General features: G+C 66.1%; 28 protein-coding genes. 19 read left to right on the top strand and 9 right to left on the bottom strand.

Features of this window, described 5'->3' with window-relative positions:
• Complete coding sequence (locus CJZ86_RS07175; RefSeq protein WP_094585266.1) at nt 1-909, bottom strand: cation diffusion facilitator family transporter; 909 nt, start codon at nt 907-909, stop codon at nt 1-3.
• Between the two features lie 91 nt (nt 910-1,000).
• On the bottom strand, nt 1,001-1,372 hold the full coding sequence (locus tag CJZ86_RS07170) for a DoxX family protein (RefSeq protein WP_094585265.1): 372 nt from the start codon (nt 1,370-1,372) through the stop codon (nt 1,001-1,003).
• 114 nt (nt 1,373-1,486) lie between these two features.
• On the opposite strand from CJZ86_RS07170, the gene CJZ86_RS07165 reads away from it, so the two are divergent.
• The 3 genes from CJZ86_RS07165 (at nt 1,487) to CJZ86_RS07155 (ending at nt 4,527) form a co-directional block, all read left to right on the top strand.
• Nucleotides 1,487-2,257: a phosphonate ABC transporter ATP-binding protein gene (locus CJZ86_RS07165; protein WP_094585264.1), complete on the top strand. Its 771-nt coding sequence runs from the start codon at nt 1,487-1,489 to the stop codon at nt 2,255-2,257.
• Nucleotides 2,254-3,798 carry a PhnE/PtxC family ABC transporter permease gene (locus CJZ86_RS07160; RefSeq protein ID WP_198960099.1) on the top strand — a complete coding sequence of 515 codons (1,545 nt, stop codon included), beginning with the start codon at nt 2,254-2,256 and terminating at the stop codon, nt 3,796-3,798. Before CJZ86_RS07165 ends, CJZ86_RS07160 begins: the two co-directional genes overlap by 4 nt.
• A gap of 66 nt (nt 3,799-3,864) precedes the next feature.
• On the top strand, nt 3,865-4,527 hold the full coding sequence (locus CJZ86_RS07155; protein WP_094585262.1) for a putative antibiotic biosynthesis monooxygenase: 663 nt from the start codon (nt 3,865-3,867) through the stop codon (nt 4,525-4,527).
• Nucleotides 4,528-4,562: 35 nt separating this feature from the next.
• Here CJZ86_RS07155 and CJZ86_RS07150 read toward each other — a convergent pair whose 3' ends face one another.
• Nucleotides 4,563-5,054, bottom strand: coding sequence for a nucleoside deaminase (locus CJZ86_RS07150; RefSeq protein ID WP_094585261.1), 492 nt, complete (start codon nt 5,052-5,054; stop codon nt 4,563-4,565).
• Between the two features lie 78 nt (nt 5,055-5,132).
• Here CJZ86_RS07150 and CJZ86_RS07145 point away from each other — a divergent pair, with 78 nt between their 5' ends.
• On the top strand, nt 5,133-5,522 hold the full coding sequence (locus CJZ86_RS07145) for a DUF6970 domain-containing protein (protein WP_143594088.1): 390 nt from the start codon (nt 5,133-5,135) through the stop codon (nt 5,520-5,522).
• 15 nt (nt 5,523-5,537) lie between these two features.
• Here the strand turns inward: CJZ86_RS07145 and CJZ86_RS07140 are convergent, their stop codons facing one another.
• Both CJZ86_RS07140 and moaB read right to left on the bottom strand, forming a co-directional pair.
• Nucleotides 5,538-7,292 carry a mechanosensitive ion channel family protein gene (locus CJZ86_RS07140; protein WP_094585259.1) on the bottom strand — a complete coding sequence of 585 codons (1,755 nt, stop codon included), beginning with the start codon at nt 7,290-7,292 and terminating at the stop codon, nt 5,538-5,540.
• Nucleotides 7,292-7,792 (bottom strand): molybdenum cofactor biosynthesis protein B, encoded by a 501-nt coding sequence (gene moaB / locus CJZ86_RS07135; protein WP_094585258.1) that lies wholly within the window; start codon nt 7,790-7,792, stop codon nt 7,292-7,294. The genes CJZ86_RS07140 and moaB overlap by 1 nt, the downstream gene beginning before the upstream one ends.
• 94 nt (nt 7,793-7,886) lie before the next feature.
• On the opposite strand from moaB, the gene CJZ86_RS07130 reads away from it, so the two are divergent.
• Nucleotides 7,887-8,081 (top strand): hypothetical protein, encoded by a 195-nt coding sequence (locus tag CJZ86_RS07130; RefSeq protein ID WP_094585257.1) that lies wholly within the window; start codon nt 7,887-7,889, stop codon nt 8,079-8,081.
• Nucleotides 8,082-8,095: 14 nt separating this feature from the next.
• Here CJZ86_RS07130 and CJZ86_RS07125 read toward each other — a convergent pair whose 3' ends face one another.
• From CJZ86_RS07125 to CJZ86_RS07115, 3 genes are read right to left on the bottom strand one after another with little or no spacing between them, the layout of a single operon-like run.
• Nucleotides 8,096-9,115 carry a methyltransferase gene (locus CJZ86_RS07125; protein WP_094585256.1) on the bottom strand — a complete coding sequence of 340 codons (1,020 nt, stop codon included), beginning with the start codon at nt 9,113-9,115 and terminating at the stop codon, nt 8,096-8,098.
• A 25-nt stretch (nt 9,116-9,140) separates the two neighbouring features.
• Nucleotides 9,141-10,667, bottom strand: coding sequence for a metallophosphoesterase family protein (locus CJZ86_RS07120; protein WP_094585255.1), 1,527 nt, complete (start codon nt 10,665-10,667; stop codon nt 9,141-9,143).
• A gap of 10 nt (nt 10,668-10,677) precedes the next feature.
• Nucleotides 10,678-11,982: a diacylglycerol kinase family protein gene (locus CJZ86_RS07115; RefSeq protein ID WP_094585254.1), complete on the bottom strand. Its 1,305-nt coding sequence runs from the start codon at nt 11,980-11,982 to the stop codon at nt 10,678-10,680.
• Between the two features lie 35 nt (nt 11,983-12,017).
• Between CJZ86_RS07115 and CJZ86_RS07110 the strand changes: the two genes are divergently transcribed.
• The 12 genes from CJZ86_RS07110 to CJZ86_RS07065 all read left to right on the top strand — a co-directional run bounded on the left by CJZ86_RS07110 (nt 12,018) and on the right by CJZ86_RS07065 (nt 20,078).
• Entirely contained in the window at nt 12,018-12,926 is a 909-nt protein-coding gene (locus CJZ86_RS07110) for an MBL fold metallo-hydrolase (RefSeq protein ID WP_094585253.1), read from the top strand.
• Between the two features lie 83 nt (nt 12,927-13,009).
• Nucleotides 13,010-13,792, top strand: a complete 783-nt coding sequence (locus CJZ86_RS07105) for an integron integrase (protein ID WP_233133898.1) — start codon at nt 13,010-13,012, stop codon at nt 13,790-13,792.
• Nucleotides 13,793-13,981: 189 nt separating this feature from the next.
• Nucleotides 13,982-14,530, top strand: coding sequence for a hypothetical protein (locus CJZ86_RS16675; RefSeq protein ID WP_143594087.1), 549 nt, complete (start codon nt 13,982-13,984; stop codon nt 14,528-14,530).
• A 129-nt stretch (nt 14,531-14,659) separates the two neighbouring features.
• Complete coding sequence (locus CJZ86_RS07100; protein ID WP_094585251.1) at nt 14,660-15,592, top strand: toll/interleukin-1 receptor domain-containing protein; 933 nt, start codon at nt 14,660-14,662, stop codon at nt 15,590-15,592.
• A gap of 114 nt (nt 15,593-15,706) precedes the next feature.
• Nucleotides 15,707-16,642, top strand: a complete 936-nt coding sequence (locus CJZ86_RS16670) for a restriction system modified-DNA reader domain-containing protein (RefSeq protein WP_143594086.1) — start codon at nt 15,707-15,709, stop codon at nt 16,640-16,642.
• Nucleotides 16,643-16,805: 163 nt separating this feature from the next.
• Entirely contained in the window at nt 16,806-17,522 is a 717-nt protein-coding gene (locus CJZ86_RS17615; RefSeq protein ID WP_094585250.1) for a GIY-YIG nuclease family protein, read from the top strand.
• A 153-nt stretch (nt 17,523-17,675) separates the two neighbouring features.
• A complete protein-coding gene (locus tag CJZ86_RS07090) occupies nt 17,676-17,909 on the top strand; it encodes a DUF4160 domain-containing protein (RefSeq protein WP_094585249.1) in 234 nt (77 codons plus the stop codon).
• Complete coding sequence (locus CJZ86_RS07085; RefSeq protein WP_094585248.1) at nt 17,902-18,162, top strand: DUF2442 domain-containing protein; 261 nt, start codon at nt 17,902-17,904, stop codon at nt 18,160-18,162. Before CJZ86_RS07090 ends, CJZ86_RS07085 begins: the two co-directional genes overlap by 8 nt.
• Nucleotides 18,163-18,394: 232 nt before the next feature.
• Nucleotides 18,395-18,619 carry a type II toxin-antitoxin system RelE/ParE family toxin gene (locus CJZ86_RS07080; protein WP_353615217.1) on the top strand — a complete coding sequence of 75 codons (225 nt, stop codon included), beginning with the start codon at nt 18,395-18,397 and terminating at the stop codon, nt 18,617-18,619.
• Nucleotides 18,619-18,927 (top strand): addiction module antidote protein, encoded by a 309-nt coding sequence (locus CJZ86_RS07075; RefSeq protein ID WP_094585247.1) that lies wholly within the window; start codon nt 18,619-18,621, stop codon nt 18,925-18,927. The genes CJZ86_RS07080 and CJZ86_RS07075 overlap by 1 nt, the downstream gene beginning before the upstream one ends.
• 167 nt (nt 18,928-19,094) lie before the next feature.
• Nucleotides 19,095-19,595, top strand: a complete 501-nt coding sequence (locus CJZ86_RS07070) for a GNAT family N-acetyltransferase (protein WP_094585246.1) — start codon at nt 19,095-19,097, stop codon at nt 19,593-19,595.
• 132 nt (nt 19,596-19,727) lie between these two features.
• On the top strand, nt 19,728-20,078 hold the full coding sequence (locus CJZ86_RS07065) for a cupin domain-containing protein (RefSeq protein ID WP_094585245.1): 351 nt from the start codon (nt 19,728-19,730) through the stop codon (nt 20,076-20,078).
• 96 nt (nt 20,079-20,174) lie between these two features.
• Here the strand turns inward: CJZ86_RS07065 and CJZ86_RS17610 are convergent, their stop codons facing one another.
• On the bottom strand, nt 20,175-20,552 hold the full coding sequence (locus tag CJZ86_RS17610; protein WP_094585244.1) for a DUF3592 domain-containing protein: 378 nt from the start codon (nt 20,550-20,552) through the stop codon (nt 20,175-20,177).
• 497 nt (nt 20,553-21,049) lie between these two features.
• On the opposite strand from CJZ86_RS17610, the gene CJZ86_RS07055 reads away from it, so the two are divergent.
• Nucleotides 21,050-21,487 carry a cyclic nucleotide-binding domain-containing protein gene (locus tag CJZ86_RS07055; RefSeq protein WP_094585243.1) on the top strand — a complete coding sequence of 146 codons (438 nt, stop codon included), beginning with the start codon at nt 21,050-21,052 and terminating at the stop codon, nt 21,485-21,487.
• 131 nt (nt 21,488-21,618) lie between these two features.
• Nucleotides 21,619-22,023: a GFA family protein gene (locus tag CJZ86_RS07050; protein WP_094585242.1), complete on the top strand. Its 405-nt coding sequence runs from the start codon at nt 21,619-21,621 to the stop codon at nt 22,021-22,023.
• Nucleotides 22,024-22,065: the final 42 nt, after the last annotated feature.

Here is a 22,065-nt window from a genome sequence, read left to right as displayed (position 1 = left end):
TCAGCCCTCCTCCCAGCGGAACCCTTGGTCGTCCCAGGCTTTCGGGTCCTCGATCGGCTCGAGGTGGGTCAGCACATCGCTGCGGGGCAGGGCGACGGCGATCTCCTCTTCCAGCCGCTCGCAGAGGTCGTGGCCGGCCTGCACGGTCCAGCGGCCGGGCACCAGCACGTGCAGGGCGACGAAGCGGCGCGATCCGGCCACCCGGGTGCGCAGGGCATGGAAGCGGATCTCCTCCGATTCATGGGAGGCCAGCAGCGCCTCCAGCTTCTCCTGTTCGTCGATGGGCAGCGAGCGGTCGAGCAGGCCGGTGGCCGTCTCCCGCAGCAGATTCCACCCCGTCAGGGTGATGTTGAGCGCCACGGCGATGGCGATCAGCGGGTCGAGGATCGTCAGGCCGGTGAGCTTCACCAGGCCGATGCCCAGCAGCACCCCGGCGGAGGTCCAGACGTCGGTGAACAGGTGGTGGGCGTCGGCCCGCAGGGTGATCGAGTGGAAGTGGCGGGAGGCCCGCAGCAGCACCCAGGCCACCACGCCGTTGAGCAGGGTGGCCACCAGGGAGAGGGCCATGCCCAGCCCCAGCTGCTCCAGGGGCTCAGGAGCCTGCAGCCGCCCCACGGCGGCGTGGATGATCGCCAGGGCCGCCAGCACGATCAGCACGCTCTCCAGGCCGCTGGAGAAGTACTCGGCCTTGAAGTGGCCGTAGTGATGGGTGCGGTCGGCCGGCTTGGCCGCCAGGCTGAGGGCCCAGAAGGCCCCCAGGGCCGCCACCAGGTTCACCCCGGATTCCATCGCATCCGAGAGCAGGCCCACCGAGCCGGTGTATCGCCAGGCGGCCGTCTTGAGCACGATGGTGGCCACCGCCGCCGCCACCGAAAGAAGGATGTAGGAGCGGGGAGACGCGAAGACCATGGGATCGGACCGGTCGCCAGGGGGAGGATGCCGCCCGTCCATGCTCGCCCAGCCTGGCCCCGGCGCCCCGTGGGGTCGCGGTTTGGCCCGTTCAGGGGCGCCGTTCGGCCACCAGCAGCAGGCCCCCCATGATCGAGAGGTTCTTCAGCAGCGCGATCCGCTCCTGGGGGTCGGCCACATCGTTGTGGAACAGCAGGGTGGTGGGCACCAGGAACAGCAGCAGCAGGATCGCCCCGAGCCGGGCCCGGATGCCGCTGATCACCAGCACCGACCCCACGACCATCAGGGCCACGGCCGCCGCCAGCAGCACCGGCGCCAGGGGGATGCCCCGGCCGGCGATCATCCCAGCCACCCCGGCGAAGCCCGTCAGCTTGCCGATCACCGCGTGGAGGAACACCAGGCACAGCAGCACCCGGGCGATGCCATCGAGGAGGGAGGGTCGGGACCCGGTGGAGGAGGTCATCGCTTGCCGTGCGGATGGGGGAATTCTGCTGGGGCTCCCCTGGGCCTGACGCGCCTGGGGGCCCCGGCCTGACGGCTGGCAATCTGGATCGGACCTACGTGCTTCCTGCTCCCCATGGCCGCCGGCCCCGCCACCGCCGTGCTCGCGCTGCGGGGTGTTCGTGTGGCCGGCCGCGGGCGGCCGCGGCTGGAGGACGTCGACCTGAGCCTGGCCCCCGGCGAGCGGGTGGCGCTGCTGGGGGCCAGTGGCGCCGGCAAGAGCACCCTGCTGGCGGTGGCCAACGGCCTGCTGGCGCCGGCGGCGGGCACGGTGCTCTGGGAGGGCCAGCCCCCCGCCCGCTCCCGCCGCGGCCGGCGGCTCCAGCAGGCCCGCATCGGCACCCTCTGGCAGGACCTGCGCCTGATCGAGGAGCTGACCGTCCAGCAGAACCTCAACGCCGCCCGCCTGGCCCGCTGGGGCTGGCCCCGGGCCGTGCTCAACCTGCTGCTGCCGCTCGACACCGAGGCCTGCGCGGCGGCCCTGCGGGCGATGGATCTGGATCCGGCCCTGCTGGAGCAACCGGTGACGGCCCTCTCCGGCGGCCAGCGCCAGCGGGTGGCGATGGCCCGCCTGCTGCGCCAGGAGCCCACCCTGCTGCTGGCCGATGAGCCCCTGGCCAGCCTCGATCCGCGCCTGGCCGGCGAGCTGCTGGCCCTGCTGCTGGCCCAGGCGGCGGCCCCCCGGGCCCTGCTGCTGAGCCTGCACCGCCCCGACCTGCTCGACGGCTTCGATCGGGCCGTGGGCCTCAAGGACGGCCGGGTGCTGTTCGACGGGCCGGTGGGCCAGGTGAACCCCGACCTGCTGGCGGACCTCTATGGGGGCACCCCCCCCGGCGCGGCCCCTTGAAACCGGCGCCGCCGCTGCTGATGCTGCTGCCGGCCCTGGTGCTGGTGCCCCTGGCCGTCCTGCTGCCGCCGTTGGTGCACGGGGGCGGCTGGGAGCTGATCGGCAGCTTCGCGCTGGCGGCGGTGACCCCGTCGCTGGATCCGGTGGTGCTCGCGTCGCTGCTGAAGGGGCTGGGGGTGACGGTCGGCATGGCCCTGCTGGGCTGGGCCGGCAGCCTGGTGCTCGGCCTGCTGCTGGGGGCGTGCAGCTCCCGCACCGTCTGGCGAACCCTGACGGGCAGCGCCCTGCCGGCGGAGCTGATCCGCCGCCTGCTGGCCCTGCCCCGGGCGATCCATGAGCTGATCTGGGGGCTGCTGCTGCTCCAGCTGGTGGGGCTGCAGCCGGCGGTGGCGGTGCTGGCGATCGCCCTGCCCTTCGGCGCCCTGGTGGCCCGGGTGCTGTCCGACCTGCTCGATGCCCTGCCCACGACCGGCCTGGAGGCCCTGCGGGCGGCGGGCGCCCCGGCGCCGGCCGCCCTGCTCACGGCCCTGGGTCCGGCCCTGCTGCCCGGGGTGCTCAGCTACGGCGGCTACCGGCTGGAGTGCGCCCTGCGCAGCGCCACCCTGCTGGGGGTGTTCGGCCTCGGGGGCCTCGGCACCGACCTCAAACTCACGCTGCAGTCGCTGGAGTTCCATGAACTCTGGAGCGGCCTGTGGCTGCTGCTGGCGGTGATGCTGGCCCTGGAGGCGGGCATCAGCCTGCTGCGGCGGCGCTGGCTGGTGCCCGGCCGGTTCGTGCTGGCCCGGCGGGGGGTGGGCGAGCGCAGCCGCGAGATGCTGCTGGCCCTGGCGGCCCTGGTGCCCCTGTGCGTCCTGGTGGGCCGGGCCCTGGGGGTGGATCCGGCGGCCCTGCTCAACTGGCAGCCGCTGCCGGGCCTGGGCGGCGGCGACTGGGCCGCCACCTGGGCCCTCCCCTGGCCGCGGCTGGTGGGCGGCACCCTGCTGCTCACCGCCCTGGCGGCCTGCCTGGCGGTGGGGCTGGCGCCGCTGTTGCTGCTCGTGGTGGCGCCGGTGGGCTGGGCGCGGCAGGGGCTGCGGCTGCTCTGGGCCCTCGGCCGCCTGTGGCCACCGCCGCTGACGGCCCTGCTGCTGCTGTTCGTGCTGCAGCCGGGGGTGATCACCGCCGCCCTGGCCCTGGGCTTCCACAACCTGGGGGTGCTGGGCCGGCTGCTGCTGGAGAGTGTCGACGCCACCGACCCGGCCGCTGAGGAGGCCATGGCCTGCGGCGGCAGCGGGCCGCGGCTGGCCCTGCTCTACGGCCGCTTCAGCGCCCTGGCCCGGCCCTACCTGGCCTACGGCGCCTACCGGGCCGATGTGATCCTGCGGGAATCGGTGGTGGTGGGTCTGGTGGGGGCGACCGGGCTGGGCAGCCAGCTGCTGGAAAGCCTCAGCTCCTTCGCCTGGGACCAGCTGCTGGCGCTGGTGGCGGTCTACGCCCTGCTCACCCTGGCCGGCGAGGACCTCAGCGACCGGGCCCGGCACCGCTGGTTGCGGGCGGCCTGAGGGTGCCCCCCGCGTGGCACTCCCCGGGAGGATGACCCAAGGTGAGCCGGCCCCGGTGCCGCTGCGATGCCCCCGACGCGATCCAGTCCCGACACCCCTGGCCCACCCTTCCACTACCGGTTCCTGCACCGCGTCGCGCCGACGGCCCGAACCGGCTTCCTGGAGCTGGAGGAACGGCTGCGGACCGCGGCCCGCGGCTACCCCGGCTTCGTGGAGGAGAGCCTGCCCAACCCCCTGGGCCAGGCCGACAACGGGGAGCTGCTCTACGAATCGTCGCTGACCTTCGCCAGCCTGGCCGATTTTCTGGGCTGGATGGACAGCCCGGAGCGGCGGACCCTGCTCAACCCGGCCGAGCGCGGCGGCTACCGCTACGCGGGGGACGGCGACTGGGACGGCTATGCCCGCTGGCTGGGGGAAGCGGTGCGCCGCCGGGTGCCCGTCTGGAAGGTGAACCTGCTGGTGCTGCTGGTGCTCTACCCCACCGTGGAGGTGCTGCGGGTGCTGCTCCGGCCCTTGCCGCTGGATGGTCCCAGCGGCCTGCTGCTGGCCAATGTCTGCAGCGTGGCCCTCACCGGCTGGTGGCTGGTGCCCTGGGTGAGCCGGCTGTGCCGGCCGTGGCTGGAGGGCACCGGCAGCCGGCGTGGCCAGCGGCTCACTCTGACGGCGATCCTGGCGAGCCTGGGGCTGTTGCTGCTGCTGTTCCGGGTCCTGCCGGCCACCAGCACCTGAGCGCCCTCCCCCTTCCCCTCGGAGCCGCGGGGGTCTCAGTAACGAACCCGGTCAGGCTTGGCCTGGTACTCCTTCCAGACCTCCACCGCCTCCTCCCGCAGGATCTGCGTCAGGCGAATGGAGCGCTGCTCCTTCGGCAGGGCCAGCTGCTCGTAGATCGGTCGATCGTCGAAGTCGCCGTATTGGAGGGCGTCCTCCACGGTGGCGGCGTAATACACCGCCTCGATGCCGGCCCAGTAGCAGGTGGCCATGCACATCGGACAGGGCTCGGCGGATGTGTAGAGGATGCAGCCGGGCAGCTTGAAGCTCTGCAGGGTGATGCAGGCCAGCCGGATCGCCTCCATCTCGCCGTGCCAGGTGGGATCGTGGCTGGCCACGACGCGGTTCATCCCCTGGGAGATGACCACGCCATCCCTGACGATCACCGCCCCGAAGGCCCCTCCGGTGCCGTATTCCAGGGCTGCTTTGCGGGACAGTGCGATGGCCTGGCGGATGAAGGTCTCGTGGTCCGGCGTCGCTGCAGCCATGAACCTTCCTGCGCACGCCCCACCGTAGCCGCGCCGGCCGTGGCAGCCTCCCTTTCGAGATCACGCCAGGGGCCGCCGATGGCAGGGAGTGCCGCCCGCTGCGGGCCGTTGCGGGGGGCGGGCCTGGCCGCTGCCACGCTGATGGTGAGCTCCCTGGCGTTGGGCGCCCTTGCCCCCACGGCCCTGGCTTCCCCGGCCGCCCCGCCGTGGCTGCAGCGGCTGATCGGGCAGATGAAGGCCCAGCCGCGCGGCAATCCGCCCCAGACCGTGTGGCGCTATCGCTACCGGGGCCAGGTGGTGTACTACCTGCCGCCCCAGTGCTGCGACCAGACCAGCACGCTCTTCGATGCCGAGGGCCGGGTGATCGCTGCCCCGGACGGAGGCCTCACCGGCGGGGGCGATGGTCGGGCCGGCGATTTCCATGAGCGGCGCCGCGAGGGCCTGCTGCTCTGGCGCGATCCGCGGTGAACGGGCCCACCCTGATCAGCCCCGCCCGACCAGCTCCAGGCCATCGGCCAGGGGGATCCCCTCCCGCTGGAAGCGGGCCACCAGACGCCCCTGCAGCTCACGGGCGCAGGCCCACTGCTCGCCGGTCACCGTGGTGAGCAGGACGCTCACGGTGATGCCCAGCGGGCCCGTGGCACTGACGCCCCGCAGCAGGGGGGGCGTCAGCAGGCGGGGTCCCCAGGTGGGGTCGGTGTGGAAGGCGGCGAGCTCCTCGGCCACCACCGACAGGGCCTGGCCGATGGAGGTGCAGCGGTGGGAGATGAGCAGTTTCACCTCCTCCCCGGAGCGCAGCTTGGTGTGGTTCACCACCCGGTCGAACGCACTGTTCTGGACCACGGCCACCCGGTGGTCGAAGCAGTGCAGCTGGGTGCTCAGCACACCCACATCCACCACGTCCCCCTCGAGGCCATTGATCTCCACCCAGTCGCCGATGGCGTAGCGGTCTTCGATCAGCACGGCGAGGCCGGCGACGAAGTCCCGTAGCAGCCCCTGGAACACCAGGGCCAGGCCGCCGAGCAGGGCGCCGCCGGCCAGCAGCAGGGAGGAGGAGGCGGCCCGGATCCCGGGAATGTCGATCAGGATCCAGCCGGCCGCCAGCAGGATGCAGACCAGATCGATGAGGCGATGGCTCACCCGCAGCAGGCTGCGGTGCCGCTGCTCCCGGCGGGCCTGCTCCTCCACCGGCACCCTGGAGCCGTCGGCCCACTGGTGTAGCAGGAAGGTGGCCAGGGAGCGCGCCAGCAGGGCGGCCAGCCCCACCATCAGCACCTTGAGCAGGGAATGAACCGGCTGGAGCAGCAACTGCAGCCCCAGGGGCACCTTGCCTGGGACGGCCATCACCCCCAGGGCCAGCATGACCATCAGCTGCAGCAGCACCAGCAGCAGCAGCACCAGCCCGAAGACCTGGTGGAGCTGCAGGCGTTGCTCCAGGGCCCGATCAGGGGTGGGGCTGCGGCGGCTGATGAGTGCGGCGCAGCGCACCCGGTTCCAGCGCCACAGCCAGAGGGTGGCGGCGGTGAGCAGGGCCAGAGCCAGCTGCACCGTGAGGGTGAACTGCCAGCGGCGGCGCAGATCGGCCGGCTGCATCACTTTGCGGGCATGGCGCAGGCGGCGCTGCAGCCGCTGCTGCCAGCGTTCCCCGAGGGCCAACGCGCTGACGCCGTTGAGGCTGGCGTCGGCCCGGGTGACCGTGAGCAGCGGCAGGGGTTCGGAGCGTTCCGGCACCCTGGCTTCGAGCACCACATCGCCCCCCGGCAGCTGCCGGCGTTCCACCACCAGCTTCTCGGGGGCGCTGCCGCTCACCCGCTGGAGCGGCGACGGCTCACAGGCCCCATCACTTCCCCCCAGCACCCGCACCAGGATCCACTCGGCGATCTGTTCGCTCTCGCTGCAGAGGTGCTCGGGGTCGTAGAGGAGGCGCAGGTTGCCTTCGATCACCTCGGCGCGGCGCCGGGCGTCGGGCGCATTGTCCTGATGGCCCACCACCGGAGAGGCCACGGTGAGGGCGGGAACGCCGAGGATCCGCACCTTGGCCAGCTCGAAACTGCCGGCGGCCACCACGCCGCCGGGGTCGGCCGGGCCTGTCCCGGGCCCACGGGCCCCGCTGCCATCGGCCGTGGCGGCGGCCATCGCCCCGGCCGGCGGCAGCCACCAGAGCCCGACGGCGAGCAGCAGGGCGAGGGCCCCCAGCCACCAGGGCCGGGTCCGCCGCCGCAGGACACGGGGCCGCATCAGGTTTCCGTGAGCCGCGGCAGCAGCTGCACCAGGTTGCAGGGGCGGGTGGTGGCGTCGAGCTGGGCGCGGATCAGCCGGTCCCAGGCGGTGGACACCGCATCGAGGGAGCCCGGCAGCACGAACACCACCGTGCCGTTGGCCACCCCGGCCAGGGCGCGGCTCTGCAGGGTGCTGGTGCCGATCGTCTCGAAGGAGAGCACCCGGAACAGTTCGCCGAAGCCCTCGATCGTCTTGTCGAGCAGGGGCGCCACGGCCTCGGGGGTGCCGTCGCGGCCGGTGAGGCCGGTGCCGCCGGAACTGATCACCACCTGGACGGCGGGGTCGGCGATCCAGCGGCTCAGCTCGGCGCGGATGCGGTAGCGGTCGTCGGGCACCAGGCTGCGCTCCAGCAGCCGGTGGCCGGCCGCCTCGAGCCGCTGCTGCAGGGCATCGCCCGAGGGATCGTCGGCGAGGGTGCGGGTGTCGGAAACCGTGAGCAGGGCGATGGCAAGGCTCACGGATCCTGGGGCTGGGCTGGCTCCGACGCTAGGTCGCGGAGCGCCTCTGGCACACTGACTGTCGAGGAACGCAGGCCAAGCGGAGAGCCCGGGGATGAGCTGGAAACGGCTGGGACGGGGGCTGCTGTTCGGCCTGGCGGGCTTCCTGCTCAGCACCGGCATCAGCTATGTGCTGGTGCTGCAGCTCTACACCCGCCATGACCGCGAGCTGGCCGCGGCGATGGGCAGCTTCTTCTTCTTCGGCCCCATCGGCGGGGCCATCGCCCTGGTGGTCGGTCTGCTGGTGTGACGCGGGGCCCGCGCTCAGGCCGCTACCGCCTCCACCACCGCGACCGGTGACGGGGTCGGGTGGATCCCCGCCAGGCGCAGGCCGGCGCGTTCCAGCAGCTGGCCGTACTCCGTGGGGGTGCGCTCCCGGCCGCCCTCGGTCATCACCAGCATGTTGAGATCGAGCAGCTTGCCCGGGGCCGGAGCGTTGCCCGGGGGGATCACCTGCTCGAGGATCAGCAGCCGCCCGCCCGGGGCCAGGCCGGCGCGGATGTGGCCGAGGATCGTCAGGCAGGCGTCATCGCCCCAGTCGTGGAGGATGTGCTTGAGCAGGTAGGTGTCGCCGCCGGCCGGCGCGCTGGTGAAGAAGTCGCCGCCGACGACGCTGAAGCGCCCCTCCATCTCCGGCGGCACCGTCACCGGCGCCACCACCGCCGGCTGGTCGAAGAGGGTGCCGCGCAGGTGGCCGTGGTGGCGCAGCACCGCCTGCAGCAGTCCACCGCGGCCGCCGCCCACGTCGATCAGGTGGCGGGAGGCGCTGAAGTCCCAGGTGGCCAGCAGCCCCTCGGTCTCGACGCGGGAGAAGTCGGTCATGGCGCCGTCGAAGATGGCGCCGCGCTCGGGGTTGTGGCCGTACCAGTCGAATACGGGTTCGCCGAAGTGGTGGCGGAAGGCGCTCTCGCCGCTGCGGACGCTGTGGAGCAGGTCGGTCCAGGCGTCGTAGTGCTCGCCGCCGAGCATGCGCACGAACTGGCGCAGGGAGCCGGGGTGGTCGCTGCGCAGCAGCTCCGCCAGGGGGGTGAGCACGAAGCGGCGCGGCTGGCTCCCGCTCTCGGCGAACACGCCCAGGCTGGCCAGACCCCGCAGCAGCCGGAACAGGGACTCCCCGTCGGCGCCGCAGCGGCCGGCGAGCTCCTCGGCCGCCAGACCCTCCGGCCCGGCGGCGGCCAGATGGTCGGCGATCGCCAGTTCGGCGGCCACATGCAGCATCTGGGTCACCCAGTTGCCGCAGGCCAGCTGGAGGAAAAGGCCGGAGAGATCCGGGCTGGGGTCCATCGAAGCGGGGCGGTGCGTTGCCGGTCTACACCGCGATGCCGGCTCCGCGGTAGGGCCGCCAGCGGCCCTCCGCCTTCTCGGCCACCAGGGGGGTGAGTGTGAGCTTGAGGGGGGTGCCGGCCGCCACGTCGACCCGCAGGGCGGAGTAGGAGCGGCGCAGGCTGGAGCCCCGGCCGCTGCGGCCGAGGAAGAGGCGGGAGCGGGCCACGACCCGCTCGCTGCCTGCCGGACCCTCCAGCAGGTCCGGCCCCTCGCGCCGCTGGCGGCGCAGGCTGTAGCCGCTGCCGCCGCAGATCAGCCAGGGAATGTGGGCGTCGCCGTGGCCGGTGTCGGCGGTCTGGAGAAACTCCATGCAGTGGGCATGGCCGCTGAAGGCCAGATCGATCAGGGGCCGCCCGGCTGGCAGTGGCCCGAGGGCGGCGGCGACGCGATCCAGCACGCCGCGCAGCCGGGCCCGCACCGCCAGGGTCTGGCCCTGGTCCCACTTGCTGGTTTCGGTGACGTAGGGGGGATGGTGCAGCACCAGCAGCCGGCCCCGCACGTCCGGGTTGCGCCAGGAGGCGATCAGGGCGTCGGCGAACCAGTCGAGCTGCTCCTGGTCGACCGCCGGCGGACCGCCTTCGAGCTGCTTGTCGATGTCCCGGATCTGCTCGTCGAGTTGCTCGGCCTTGGCGGCCCGGTCGTCGCGGGCGTCCTCGTCGCCGCCGAGGGGGCCCAGGGAAAGCAGCAGGGTGGCCCGTTCGGCGTCGAGCCGCTGGCGGCGCCGGCGCAGCTGGCCGTCGTCGGCGCCGGCCGGCAGGGGCTGGTTGAAGGTGTTGGAGTCGAGGGCGAACACATCGACCCCGGCCCAGCGGACGCTGTAGTGGCGGTGGGGCAGGCGGGTGAAGGCGCCGGGGCGGTAGAGCAGGCAGCGGGCCCCGTCGACGCTGGCGGTGCGGGTGCGGACGAGGTGCTCCTCCAGCTCGGCCTCGGGCACGGCGCCCAGCCCATCGAGGAAGGCGCGGGCCCAGGCCTGGCCCACGAAGGAGCCGTGCCAGCCCACATCCAGCTGGATCCAGGAGCGCAGCAGCCGCCGCGGCGGTGCCGTGACGCCGGCGAGCAGCCCCAGCGGCAGCGGCAGGTCGTAGTAGTCGTGGTTGCCGAGCACCGGCAGGAACGGCACCCGGAAGACGAGCCGGTCGTAGCGCAGTTGCTCCCAGTCCTCGCCGCCCACAATCCACTCCCGGTAAGGACGGATGAAGTTGTCGGGATACTGCTCGCTGGAGCCCACCGGGTAGACGACGTCGCCGGTGTGGAGCAGGAAGCGGGCATCGGCGCCATGGGCGAGCAGCTGCTCCGCCACCCGCCGCTGGGGGGTGTCGCGGCGATGCAGCCCGGTGCCGCTGTCGCCGAGCACGAGGAAGGAGAAGGCCTCGGGGCTGCCCGGATCGCCGTCGATCGCCAGGCGGCAGGGGTCGATGCCGTGGCGGGCGAGGGCGGGATGGCCCCAGCGCACCCGGTCGGCCATGCGGCGGATCTTGGTGGCGACGCCCGCCTCGGTGGCCAGGTTCATGGGGGCGCGGTCACGGTGGCGGCAGCGGCGCGAACACCGTCAGGGCGCCGGGCAGGCAGGTGAAGGTGACCGGGTCGGCCTCGAGCATCTCGCCGTCGATCACCAGCCGCTGGGGCGGGTCGGTGGTGATCGTGATGCGGCTGGCTCGTAGACACAGGAGATCGGGGTGGTTGGCGGGCGACTGCACCACGGCGGAGGTGAGCAGGGAGGCGAGGGCGTTGAGGCCCTGCAGGCGGGTGGCGGGGGAGGCGATGGTGACCTCCAGCAGACCGTCGTCGGGGATCACCCGCCCGAAGCCCTGGGCCAGCACCGAGGTGGCCGGGGCCACGTTGGCCACGGTGATGGCGGCGGCCTGCACATCGGTGACGGTGCCGTCGATCTCGACCCGGGCCCGGAACGGCTGCTGGGACGCCAGCTGCTGGGCGCCGGCGAGCACGTAGGCGAGCGGGCCGAGCATCGTCTTGAGCTCGCGGGTGGCGCGATCCACCATCCCGGCCTCGAAGCCGACCCCGGCCAGCAGGGTCATCGGTACGTCGTTGCAGCGGGCGGCGTCCACCACGTGGGTGTGGCCGGCCAGGATCGTTTCGCAGGCGGCCACCAGGTCGGTGGGGATGAACAGGGCCGAGGCGAAGGCGTTGGCGGTGCCGCGGGGGATGACGCCGAGGGGAATGCCGGTGCCCGCCACCGCCCCCGCCACCGCCGAGACGGTGCCGTCGCCGCCGCAGGCCACGATCATGGCGTTGCCCGCCTCGTCGGCCGGCCGGGCCTGGAGCAGCTCGACCAGTTCCCGGCACTGGTCGGCCGGGTCGGTGCCGGCCCGGGTGAGCAGCACCGTCACCAGCAGCTGGGGTTCGAGGATCGAGCGGATCAGGGCCAGATCGGCGTTGGCATCCCCCTGGCCGGCGACGGGATTGAACAGCAGGTAGGCCGAGCGGCCGTGGGACAGGCCGCGCAGGGCCAGCTCGGCGGTGGCGGCATTGAGGGCCAGGGGCACGGCGGCCAGATCGCAGGCGCGGATCAGCAGCCCGGCGTCGGGCGACGTGCCCGCCGGCGCGGCCGGATCGAGGAAGGCCACCACCAGGTCCACCGCACCGGCCAGCACCTCGGCGGCCAACTGGATGTCACCCCCCTCGGCGAGGGCCGCCAGCGGCGTGACCCGCAGCTGGGCGGTGCGCGGGTCGCTGCGGAGCCGTTCCGCCAGTTCGGCGCTGGCCAGCAGGGGGAAGCCGGCCACCGCCAGCGACTGCCGGTCGAGCCAGTCCAGCAGCGCCTCACGACGCGACGCACTTGCCAGCAGCGCCAGGGCATGGGCCATGGGGATCAGGCTAGGGGCGTTGCCGCCACCCTCCCATGGCCCGTCCCCAGCAGCGCCTGGCCGCCAATGCGGAGGGGCCGTTCTATGTGGACAGGGCCTGCATCGACTGCGGCACCTGCTGGCAGTTCGATCCGGCCCACTTCGCCCCCACCGGCCGCACGTCGCACGTGTGGGCCCAGCCCCAGGGCGAAGGGGAGATCCGCGCGGCCTTGCTGGCCCTGCAGGCCTGCCCGGTGGCGGCGATCGGCACCAGCAGGGAGCTGCTGGCCCGGAGCCCGGCCGATGGCTTCCCGTCGCTGGTGTGCAGCCTGCTGGCGGGGGAGGCGCACTATTGCGGCTGTGCCTCGCGCAAGAGCTTCGGGGCCAGCAGCTGGCTGATCACCCGACGCCACGCCGATGGCCGGCCCAACAACGTGCTGATCGATTCACCGCGCTGGAGCGGCGCCCTGGCCCGCCGGATCGGGGCCCTTGGAGGCGTGGGCCGGATCCTGCTCAGCCACCGCGACGACGTGGCCGACCACGACGCCTGGGCCCGACACTTCGGCGCCGAACGCTGGATCCACACCGCCGATGCCGACGCCGCCCCGGAGGCGGAGCACCGCTTCAAGGGAAGCGAACCCATCACCCTCGACGACGACCTGCTGGTGCTGCCGGTGCCGGGCCACACCCCCGGGTCGGTGGCGGTGCTCTTCGCCGGCCAGGTGCTGTTCAGCGGCGACCACCTCTGGTGGGGCGTGGATCCCCCCGGGGTGGTGGTCTCCCGCCGCTACTGCTGGTGGGACTGGCAGGAGCAGGTGCGCTCGGTGGAGCGGCTCCTGGATCTGGACGTGCGCTGGCTCCTGCCCGGCCACGGCCGCTGGCACCACTTCGCCCCCGGCGAATGGCGGCAGGAGCTGGAGGCGACGCTGGAGCGGGTGCGGGGGGACCGGGGCGGGGAACCCTGAAGGCGGGTCCGCCCTGTTCCCATGGCTCCGACTCCCGGCCCGAGGCTGATGGATCGTTACCGTGAGGAACTCATGCCCAGTGGGTGAATCGCTTTCTGCGCTTTCACGGGATGCGGCATCCCCTGGCCACGGTGGGGCAAGTGAGTGCCTCCACGCAGAACCAGGCGTTATCCGCCCTGCTCTTTCTCTACAGGCACGTGCTTGGGGGAGATGTGGGCAACCTGGAAGGGGTGGTGCGCGCCCGGCAGCCCAAGCGGTTGCCGGTGGTGTTCACGGTGGCGGAGGTGAGGGCCGTGCTGCAGCAGCTCAAGGGAACCGAACACCTCGTGGCGCAGATGCTCTATGGCTGCGGACTGCGGCTGATGGAAGCGCTGAGGCTCCGGGTGCAGGATGTGGATCTCGAAGCCCGGCAAGTGACCGTCCGCAGTGGCAAAGGCGACAAGGACCGGGTCACCGTGTTCCCCGCCAGCCTTATGGAGCCCTTGCAGAATCATCTGCTGGTGGTGCTGCCGATGGCATTGGGAAGGAAGTACCCGAACGCTGCCTCGGAATGGGGCTGGCAGTGGGTCTTCCCACAATCGCACCGTTGGCGTGACGCAGGGACTCGAACGGAAGGCCGGCACCACATTGACCCGTCCGTGATTCAGAAGGCGGTGAAGCGGGCAATCCTGCGGGCCGGAATCAGCAAGCCTGCCAGCTGCCACACCTTTCGCCACTCGTTTGCGACTCACCTGCTGGAGCGTGGCCAGGACATCCGCACCATCCAGGAATTGCTGGGGCACAGCGACGTGAAGACCACGATGATCTATACGCATGTGCTGAATCGTGGCCCCTGTGGGGTGATGAGCCCGGTGGACCTTCTGTAACCAAGCGAGCATCTGGTTCCCGGACCCGCCCATGTCTCCGTTACCCAAGAGCACCGCCAGAGAAAAGCCTTACGCTGGAGCGAGCTCCAAGGCTTGATCATGGTCTCGCAGGTTTCTTATGCCGCCGGAGCCCCCCGAGCGGGATGAATACCGGACTCGCCGAAATACTGTTAGATTACCCTAAAAACCATGGAGTCGTTTACCATTGTTACCGGGATTGCGTCGCTGATTGGTTTCGGAATCCAGATGTTTGACGTCTTTCCGAAGCTTGGTAAGCACCGGAAGGAGTTCGCTTTGATTTCGCTTGGGATATTCCTTGGCAGCCTGATTAGAGCATTTGAGCCTTCCAGAATAAGTCTAGGACTTGCCATAACTTGGAGCACAGTAGTTGTAGGCTTGTTCATCTCTGCATTTTTCCTTCTTCTCTTGGCTGCAGCAATGTCTGACCAGCGGGATCGGCAGGCTTGGTACTCAGAGTTGATGAGGTATCTTGTGATTATCTTTGCGTTACTTGTTGGACCTCGTTTACTTTTCTCGAATCAGGACACAACCAAGTCACTTGATTCAGTGTCAATACGCGAGCTTAGGATGCTATCTGAGTCAGCAGAGGCGCGGAAGGATTATGCCAAAGCGGCTTACTACCTAGGCATCATCGACGAACGCTTACCAGCCAATGACCCAAGGGATAAAGTAATAAAGAATAAAATAAAAGATGTCCAGCTGAGAGAGCTGCGATAGACAAGCTCTCTCATCTCATCTCATCAATCTAACATCAAGATTCAGCGGGCGGGGGAAATCATGCTTGAAGTGCGCACAGAGCTTCTGCCCGCCGCTGATCTTGAGCGTTAGGTCCTACAAACCACCCCCATGGCAACCACTGCGCCCAAGGTCTTCCTCTCCTACTCGCACGACAGCGAGCCGCACAAGGATTGGGTGCTCGCACTGGCAACGCGTCTGGTTGCGAACGGAGTGGACGTAATCCTTGATCAATGGGATCTCTCTCTTGGGAGCGACCTCCCAAGGTTCATGGAGCAGGGCCTCTCTTCTGCAGAGCGAGTTCTTTCTGTCTGTACGGAGCCATACGTGCAGAAGGCAAATGCTGGCCGCGGTGGCGTTGGGTACGAAAAGATGATCTTGACTGCACAGCTGATGCAGGACGTCACGTCTGAGCGAATCATTCCTGTTGTTCGGGCAAACACTCTGACTCCACCTGTTCCTACCTTCTTGTCTTCGCGAGTTCACATCGACTTCAGAGACGACTTGGCCTTTGAAGCCAAGTATGCTGAACTGATACGTGATATCCATGGTCAAGAAGTGAAACCGCGACCACCACTTGGCGCGAATCCCTTCACGGTCACAACACCTGCGATCGCACCAGTCGTCTCCTTCGGCGCCGAACGCTATCTGTCTCCAGCCATTAGAGGCGTGGTCGCCTTTGACTATTCAAACAACAACGGGCGCTTCACATTCGGCGCTGGTGACATGGCATTCGAGACCGCCTGGTCGCGAGCTGGAGGCAACTCGATTCACGCATACACCGATCCGCCGAGTATCCGCAGCGTGGCAATTGCAGTTGGTGCCCAAGAGATATCTGAGATACAAGACGCAACCCAGTACGATCCGTCTTCGCGGGTGCGTACGCCCTACCTGGGTGAAATCCTTATCTGGCAGAACACGGCAGGTTACTTCCTCGCCACCAAGGTTCTCTCTATTCAGGTTCGTGGTCCTGGAAATGCCCTTGACGAAGTCCGCCTGGAGTACAGGATCGCTCCCACAAAATCCTCATCTTTCGCCGAGTGAGGCCTAACATCAAGATGCAGAAGACGGGTGCGCATGGTCCTGCCAATGCTGAAGCCTCTGCCCGCTTCTGATCTTGAGCGTTAGATAGACTCCACCATCGAGCCAAGGTATCCAATGCTGCTTCTTGATAGCCGGCGTTTCATTCAATCTCCGTTCACCAGTGAGAGTGAGCTTGAGACTGTTTTGCTGGAGAATTATGAGTACATATTTGGCCCTGACTCTGTCCTGCTGCCTAAAAAGCTGATTCGCAGCCCAAATGGCGCTGGGACCATTCCTGATGCGTTCGCACTTGATTTGCAACAGCGCAAATGGTATCTAGTCGAAGCTGAGTTATTGGGGCACGGAGTATGGGCACACATAGCGCCTCAAGTCGCCAAGCAGATTGCGGCTTCTATTCAGCCAGCCACTAAGTCAGTTTTAGAGCAGGTGCTCGTGGATCTTTACTTGCGTGATGATTCTGTTCGAGTCAAGTTTGATGAACACGGCATCCAGCAAATAGACGTTCGCTCCGTAGTCAACGATATCCTGTCTTGTCCGCCGGTTGTTGCTATACCTATTGATTCGATCAGCCGCGACTTGCGATTGTGGGCTGAGCAACAGAGAGCCGAGGTTCGCCTTTGGGAAATTCGTAAGCTTGTGGACTTTGATAACCCAACGCAAATAGCCTATGAGATTCCAGACGAATTTACCCCGAGCGTTGACACAGCACCCGAAGGCGAGGACAAGAATAAATATGCGGTCTACGAGGCAACTCTGGCCGATTTGATTGGTGCCGGCTTGATGAATGCAGGACAAGAGCTGGTGATGCGTTACAAGCCTCGTGGCGGTGAGCAACGAACATATAATTCCATATTGTGCGAAGATGGATCCATTGACTTTATGGGTCAGACCTATTCAAGTCCAAGCTATGCTGCTCTCCGCGGAATTAATGACGCTGGCAGCGATAGAAAGACTGTAAACGGCTGGACAAGCTGGTTGGTTGCAGATGGTCGAACTCTCGCAGACATCCGAAGCCAGTTCTTGGCCTCTGATTCATCAGGAACTATCTAACACTGCCATTCACCTGAGCCGCCACCTTGATCACTTGTCTCGATCCCGGTATTCCTTGCGGCCAGGTGATGGCAAGCGTTAGATGTCATCGAGCGTGCTGCTCATGATCGCAACTGTCTTGAATTGAACGTATACTTCTCGGCCTAAGTCACAACAGACTTCAATGCCTATCAAGAGACGCAGGTATTCAGGCGATCCCCGAGGTGGTCCACCGAAACCAGCGCCACCAAGAAAGCCTAACAAGATTGAAGTCTATTCTGTCTTTTGGAAAGATCCTGAGGACAGAGCAAAGGGGACCGTTTGGCTATATCATTCTAGAGAGCTCAAAGAAGCAGGAGGGATAAGACAGGATGAAGAGATTCCATGGAGGCAGACCGGCCACCGGCCAAGCCTTACAAAAGCGCGAGGCAGGAAGTGGTATGCAATTTATTCTGATACTGAGGAGTACATGTATTTGGCGAGCCCTATGGCCACCAAGCGGCTAATGGCCCATATTGTCTCAAGGTGGGCGACCCCGCCAATGAGGTTAAGGCAAGAGGGCGGTCCTGCTTTCACTTTGCATGATCTTCAAGATGTGACGCACAGCCACGTGTATCTAGTTCAGCTACTGACTTTTCAAAAAACGGCAGCTGGGCAGCACTACTACAAGATAGGAAAGGCCAAGTCAATTCCAAGAAGAATCAAGCAGTTTGGCCCTTGTCGACTTATTAAGTCCATACAATTGAGTACAGAGCAGGACAGCCTCAGAGTAGAGGCAGAACTGCATTCTAAATTCTCCTCTCTCCGCAGACCCGATACAGAGATTTTCTGCATGAATGAGGCAGAGTTGGAATCCGTTCTGGCTGAGTGCATGCTTTATGAGACTCTGGAGCAGACCTAATGCGATCTCGAACATCTAACAAGCCCCTGGAGTGGGCAGACCACCCAGATGTCTTCTCATGTTGTGATGGCTTCTTGCCTGCCACTCAGGGGCAGCGTTAGCTGCACAGGAAGGCCGAGGTCGGTATCGTTGATGTGATGGTGGCGCTTTCGGATGCCGACAATCCTCAGAAGCGGTCCTTATAGGGTCTACTTCTACAGTCACGAGCCAAACGAGCCTCCCCATGTTCATGTCGACAGAGATAAGGCTTCTTGCAAGGTCTGGCTTGTTTCTGTTGCATTGTCCTCGAGCCTTGGTTTCAGCGCCAGAGATCTGCGCGAAATTGAACGGCTGGTCAGCTTGAACAGAGCTATCCTTCTGAAAGCATGGGAGGAGTTTCATGGCTAACCCTGGTGAGCAGGTCACTGACGTTGCGTTGACAGAAGACAGGCTGATCGTCGACCTGGCTGATGGTCGTTCTATCTCGGTGCCATTGGCCTGGTTCCCAAGGCTTCTGCATGCAACATCTCAGGAGCGTGACAACTGGGAGATTGCTGGGGCTGGCTACGGAATTCACTGGCCAGCTGTCGATGAGGATTTAAGTGTGGAAGGCCTACTTCGTGGTGCGCCAGCCCCCCAGGCAAAGGCACTGGTCAGCTAACACCGCCATTCACCTGAGCCGCCTCCAAGTGAGCCCTGCAAACCCCACTGTCTCCTTGCGGCCAGGTGATGGCGAGCGTTCGAAGGATGTATCGTCCTTGATGGGAGCCAGCAAGGCAGCGTTGCGCGATCGTAGCCAGGGGGCTACAGTTGGTGCATGGTTGAAGTCCGCCAGACATAGTGGGGCGTCCGATGGTTCGCTGGTCCCCGTGATCTGAGACCGGGCGAAGGTTCTGGCCAGGATCGAGCGTCTCATCGGCGGCAATCCTGGTGACGTCAAGCCCGTTGGGGCTGGCGTATCGGAGCTGCGGATCAACTACGGCCCTGGATACAGGGTCTACTACCTGCAGAGGGGAACCGCCTTGATCATCCTTTTGGCTGGCGGAGACAAGAGCTCAAAAGCCAAGGACATTGATGAGGCCCTTCTGATGGCAGACAACCTGGCGGAGGAGACCTGATGAAAACCACGACGACCTCATACGACGTTGCCGAGCATCTACGCACACCGGAGGAGATGGCGGCCTACCTGGAAGCCTGCATCGAGGAGGCGGATGGTGATGCTGCCTTCATTGCCAAGGCCCTGGGCGACATCGCACGGGCCCAGGGAATGACCCAGGTGGCCAGAGATTCAGGACTTTCCAGGGAAAGCCTCTACAAGGCCTTATCTGGAGAGCGCAGCCCGAGCTTTGACACCATCCTGAAGGTCGTCTCGGCCCTTGGACTGAAGTTGAGCGCCAGTGTGAGAAGTGAAGCGGAGGTGACTTGAGCTCTGTTTAGGCGGTGTAGGTCCGCACAGGCTGCCTGGGGAGATGCGACACCTTCGAAAAGGCTCCTGGAGTGGACAGGCCGCCGTCGAGTCCGCTTCGATAGCGATAGCTTCTTGCCTGCCACCCAGTGGCAACGTTAAGCATGCTGTCTGCTGAATAGGAGGCTATGACCGAGGTTGTCATCAGACATCTGGAGCCGGACGACTATCATTCGATCATCTCGGTTGTTGACGAATGGTGGGGTGGTCGGCCTATGGCCGCCATGCTCCCCAAGCTCTTCTTCGTCCACTTCCGCTCTACCAGCTTCACCGCCGTCGATGATGGTCAGATCGTTGGGTTCCTCATCGGTTTCGTTTCGCAGACCTTTCCCGACCAGGCCTATATCCACTTCCTCGGCGTGCATCCCGCACGACGTGGAGAGGGCTTGGGGCGCCACCTCTATGAGCATTTCTTTACCACGGCTGCCTCGCATGGCTGCCGCACGGCCCAATGCGTGACCGCTCCGGTCAATCGCGACTCGATTGCCTTCCATCGTCGCCTTGGCTTCTCTCTTCTTGACTCCGACGACAAGGTTGACGGGGTGCCCATCGCCGTGGGCTATGACGGGGAGAGTCAAGATCGCGTGATCTTCACGAAGCATCTGGATACGCTTGATACCGTTCGCTGATGCCCAACATGCCGATCGAACGGTTCAACCGTTGTTCCGCATAGAGTTCATCTGCCAGGCGTTCGGCCTCCAAGTACCGCTGGGCCGCCATTGTTGCTAAACCCCGCCAAACCCTGTTCCATCGAGTCCATAATGAGCTCCCAGCGTTTGTTCAAGGTCACAGACTTTCTCCAACCCGCAGATGGTGAGCCCATTCGCTCAGTCATCACCGAGTCGGCTGACGCAGCGGTCGTTGCTTGGACTGTCAAGCCTGGCCAGCAGATCTCGGCTCATGTGCATCCTGATGGCCAAGATACATGGACCATCCTTTCGGGTTGCGGCGAGTACCGCCTTAGTGCTAACGGAGAGTCGATTGCCATCGCCCAGGGAGATGTGCTGGTAGCCCATCGCCGAGAAGTCCACGGTGTTCTGAACACCGGTCAAGAACCGCTTGTTTTCGTTTCCGTCGTTTCTCCCGCAGCATTGGGCTTCGAGCCGGTGTAGTTCATCATGAGCGAGATGCCTGGCATCAAGATCTAATGGCTGGGGCCGAGACGCCGTGTAAGCGCACTTAGCTCCTGCCCGCCGCTGATCTTGAGATTAGGTCTGCCGTTTCCTGCGCCTCTTGGCATGGTACGAGTGCAAATGTAGGCCGATCGCGACCAGCGCCAGACCTCCTGCAACCAGCAGCGCTCCGAGGAGGCTTCCTGGCACCCCGGAAACCGGCACTCCCGGTTTCAGTAGAGACTTGCTGGGGTCTTTGGGTTCGTAGAAGATTTGTACAGAGCGTCCCGCCGGTAAAGCATCAGCCTCACGCTGAGCAACCTCGGCGCTCTTGATGATTCCTACGTCGTCAAGGCTTTGGCGCGTGCCTGAGTACGTTCGCCCCATCAGGGAAAACTCGTAGTGCAGCACCACGACATATGTTCCTACAGCACCCCGCCACGGCTGGCCAATACTGGGAACGCCATCCCTCATTGGCCATCGGGACGTTGCGCGACAACAAGTAACTTCCGCCTCCCAAAGTGGCGGCGAGGATCAAGCCGAGGATGACTGAAATCAATGCAGTCTGTAGCTCCCGCATGCTGTGTTCAGTATGGCCGAGTCACGCACGGGAGGCCTAACCCGTCGCTCAAGCTGACCCGCTAGGGATGAAAGCCTAGCCTGAACGTTGGCCTGGCCACATGCCAAAGATACAGTGACCACAAGTCCGCCCAGACCTGTTTTCATTGGAGTCAATCCGGATGTGATTTCGATTGATGCTCTAGAGAATCAACAAGACGCCAGGGCTGCGATTTGTCGCCTGCACAACGTTGAGAAGCTGTTTGTGTTTAGCTCGGTCAATCGTGATGACTGTCGAATGGAAGAATGCGATGGGATCTGTTCGCCGAGCTTGCTACAGCTGGCAAGCACGCTAAATTTGACGTCATTGTCCTCGGTCTGAACCGCCCTCAGACGCTCCTTCTCCAAGTGCCATGACCAGCACGGCCCCGCACGACAAGATTCAGCGGCTCAGGCGAGCCAGTATCTTCGCCTCCACCCCCGACGACGTTCTGGCTGCTGTGGCTGATGCCGTGGAAGAAGTGCAGCTTGCGCCCAACCAGCAGCTGTTCGCCAAGGGAGACCACGGTACCTCGATGTACGTGATCGCTACGGGCCTGGTGCGGGTCCACATCGGTAGCCAGACCATCGTTGAACTCTCGGCTGGTGAGATCGTGGGCGAGCTGGCTGCTCTCGACCCGGAACCCCGCTCGGCCTCGGTGAGCGCGATCGACCCGAGTACGCTCTATCAGATCGAGCAGTCGACCTTACACAGTCTGATGGCCGAACACCCCGAGGTCGTGCAGGGGATCGTCAAGGAATTGGCCCGCCGCTTGCGTGTCACCACCGCTCCCTATGGATTCAGCATCTGAATGGGCGTCTTTTGCTCTGTATCTGCGCCTATTCCCTAGAGGGGGCGATTCAGGATCGACACAGTTACGACGCAATGGATCGATCCCCCACTCTCCCTCACCTTTCGTCCCATCCCTGGAGGACCTGGAACATGAAACTCGCCGGTGGCTGTCACTGCGGCGCCATTCGCTACGAAGTCGAAGGTGATCCGCTCACCCACGCCCTCTGCCACTGCTCTGATTGTCGCCGCCATGCCGGCGCACCGGTGGTGGGTTGGACGATGTATGCCGAGACTGCCCTGCGAGTGACTCGGGGTGTTCCCAAGATCTACGCGTCGTCGCAGCAGGCCCAACGGCACTTCTGTGGCGACTGCGGTACTGGGCTCTTCTACTACAACCCCGAAGGGCTTCCTGGAATTGTCGATATCCAGAGTGCTACCTACGATTCACCGGAGGCCGTGCCAGCGCGCATTCAGATCCAGGTGGCGGAACGCATTGCCTGGATGGAGAGCGCCCACGAACTTCCCCAGTTTCAGCGCTTTCCTCCGCAGAGCTAACCGTTGAGCTCCCCGAGCATCACCTTGATAGTGCGCTGGAGC

Origin of the sequence: Synechococcus sp. BO 8801 (genome assembly GCF_002252675.1) — a bacterium.
Taxonomy (GTDB): Bacteria; Cyanobacteriota; Cyanobacteriia; order PCC-6307; family Cyanobiaceae; genus Cyanobium.
Note: the sequence above shows the minus strand (reverse complement) of the source record. Positions and strands in the feature narration are given on the sequence as shown.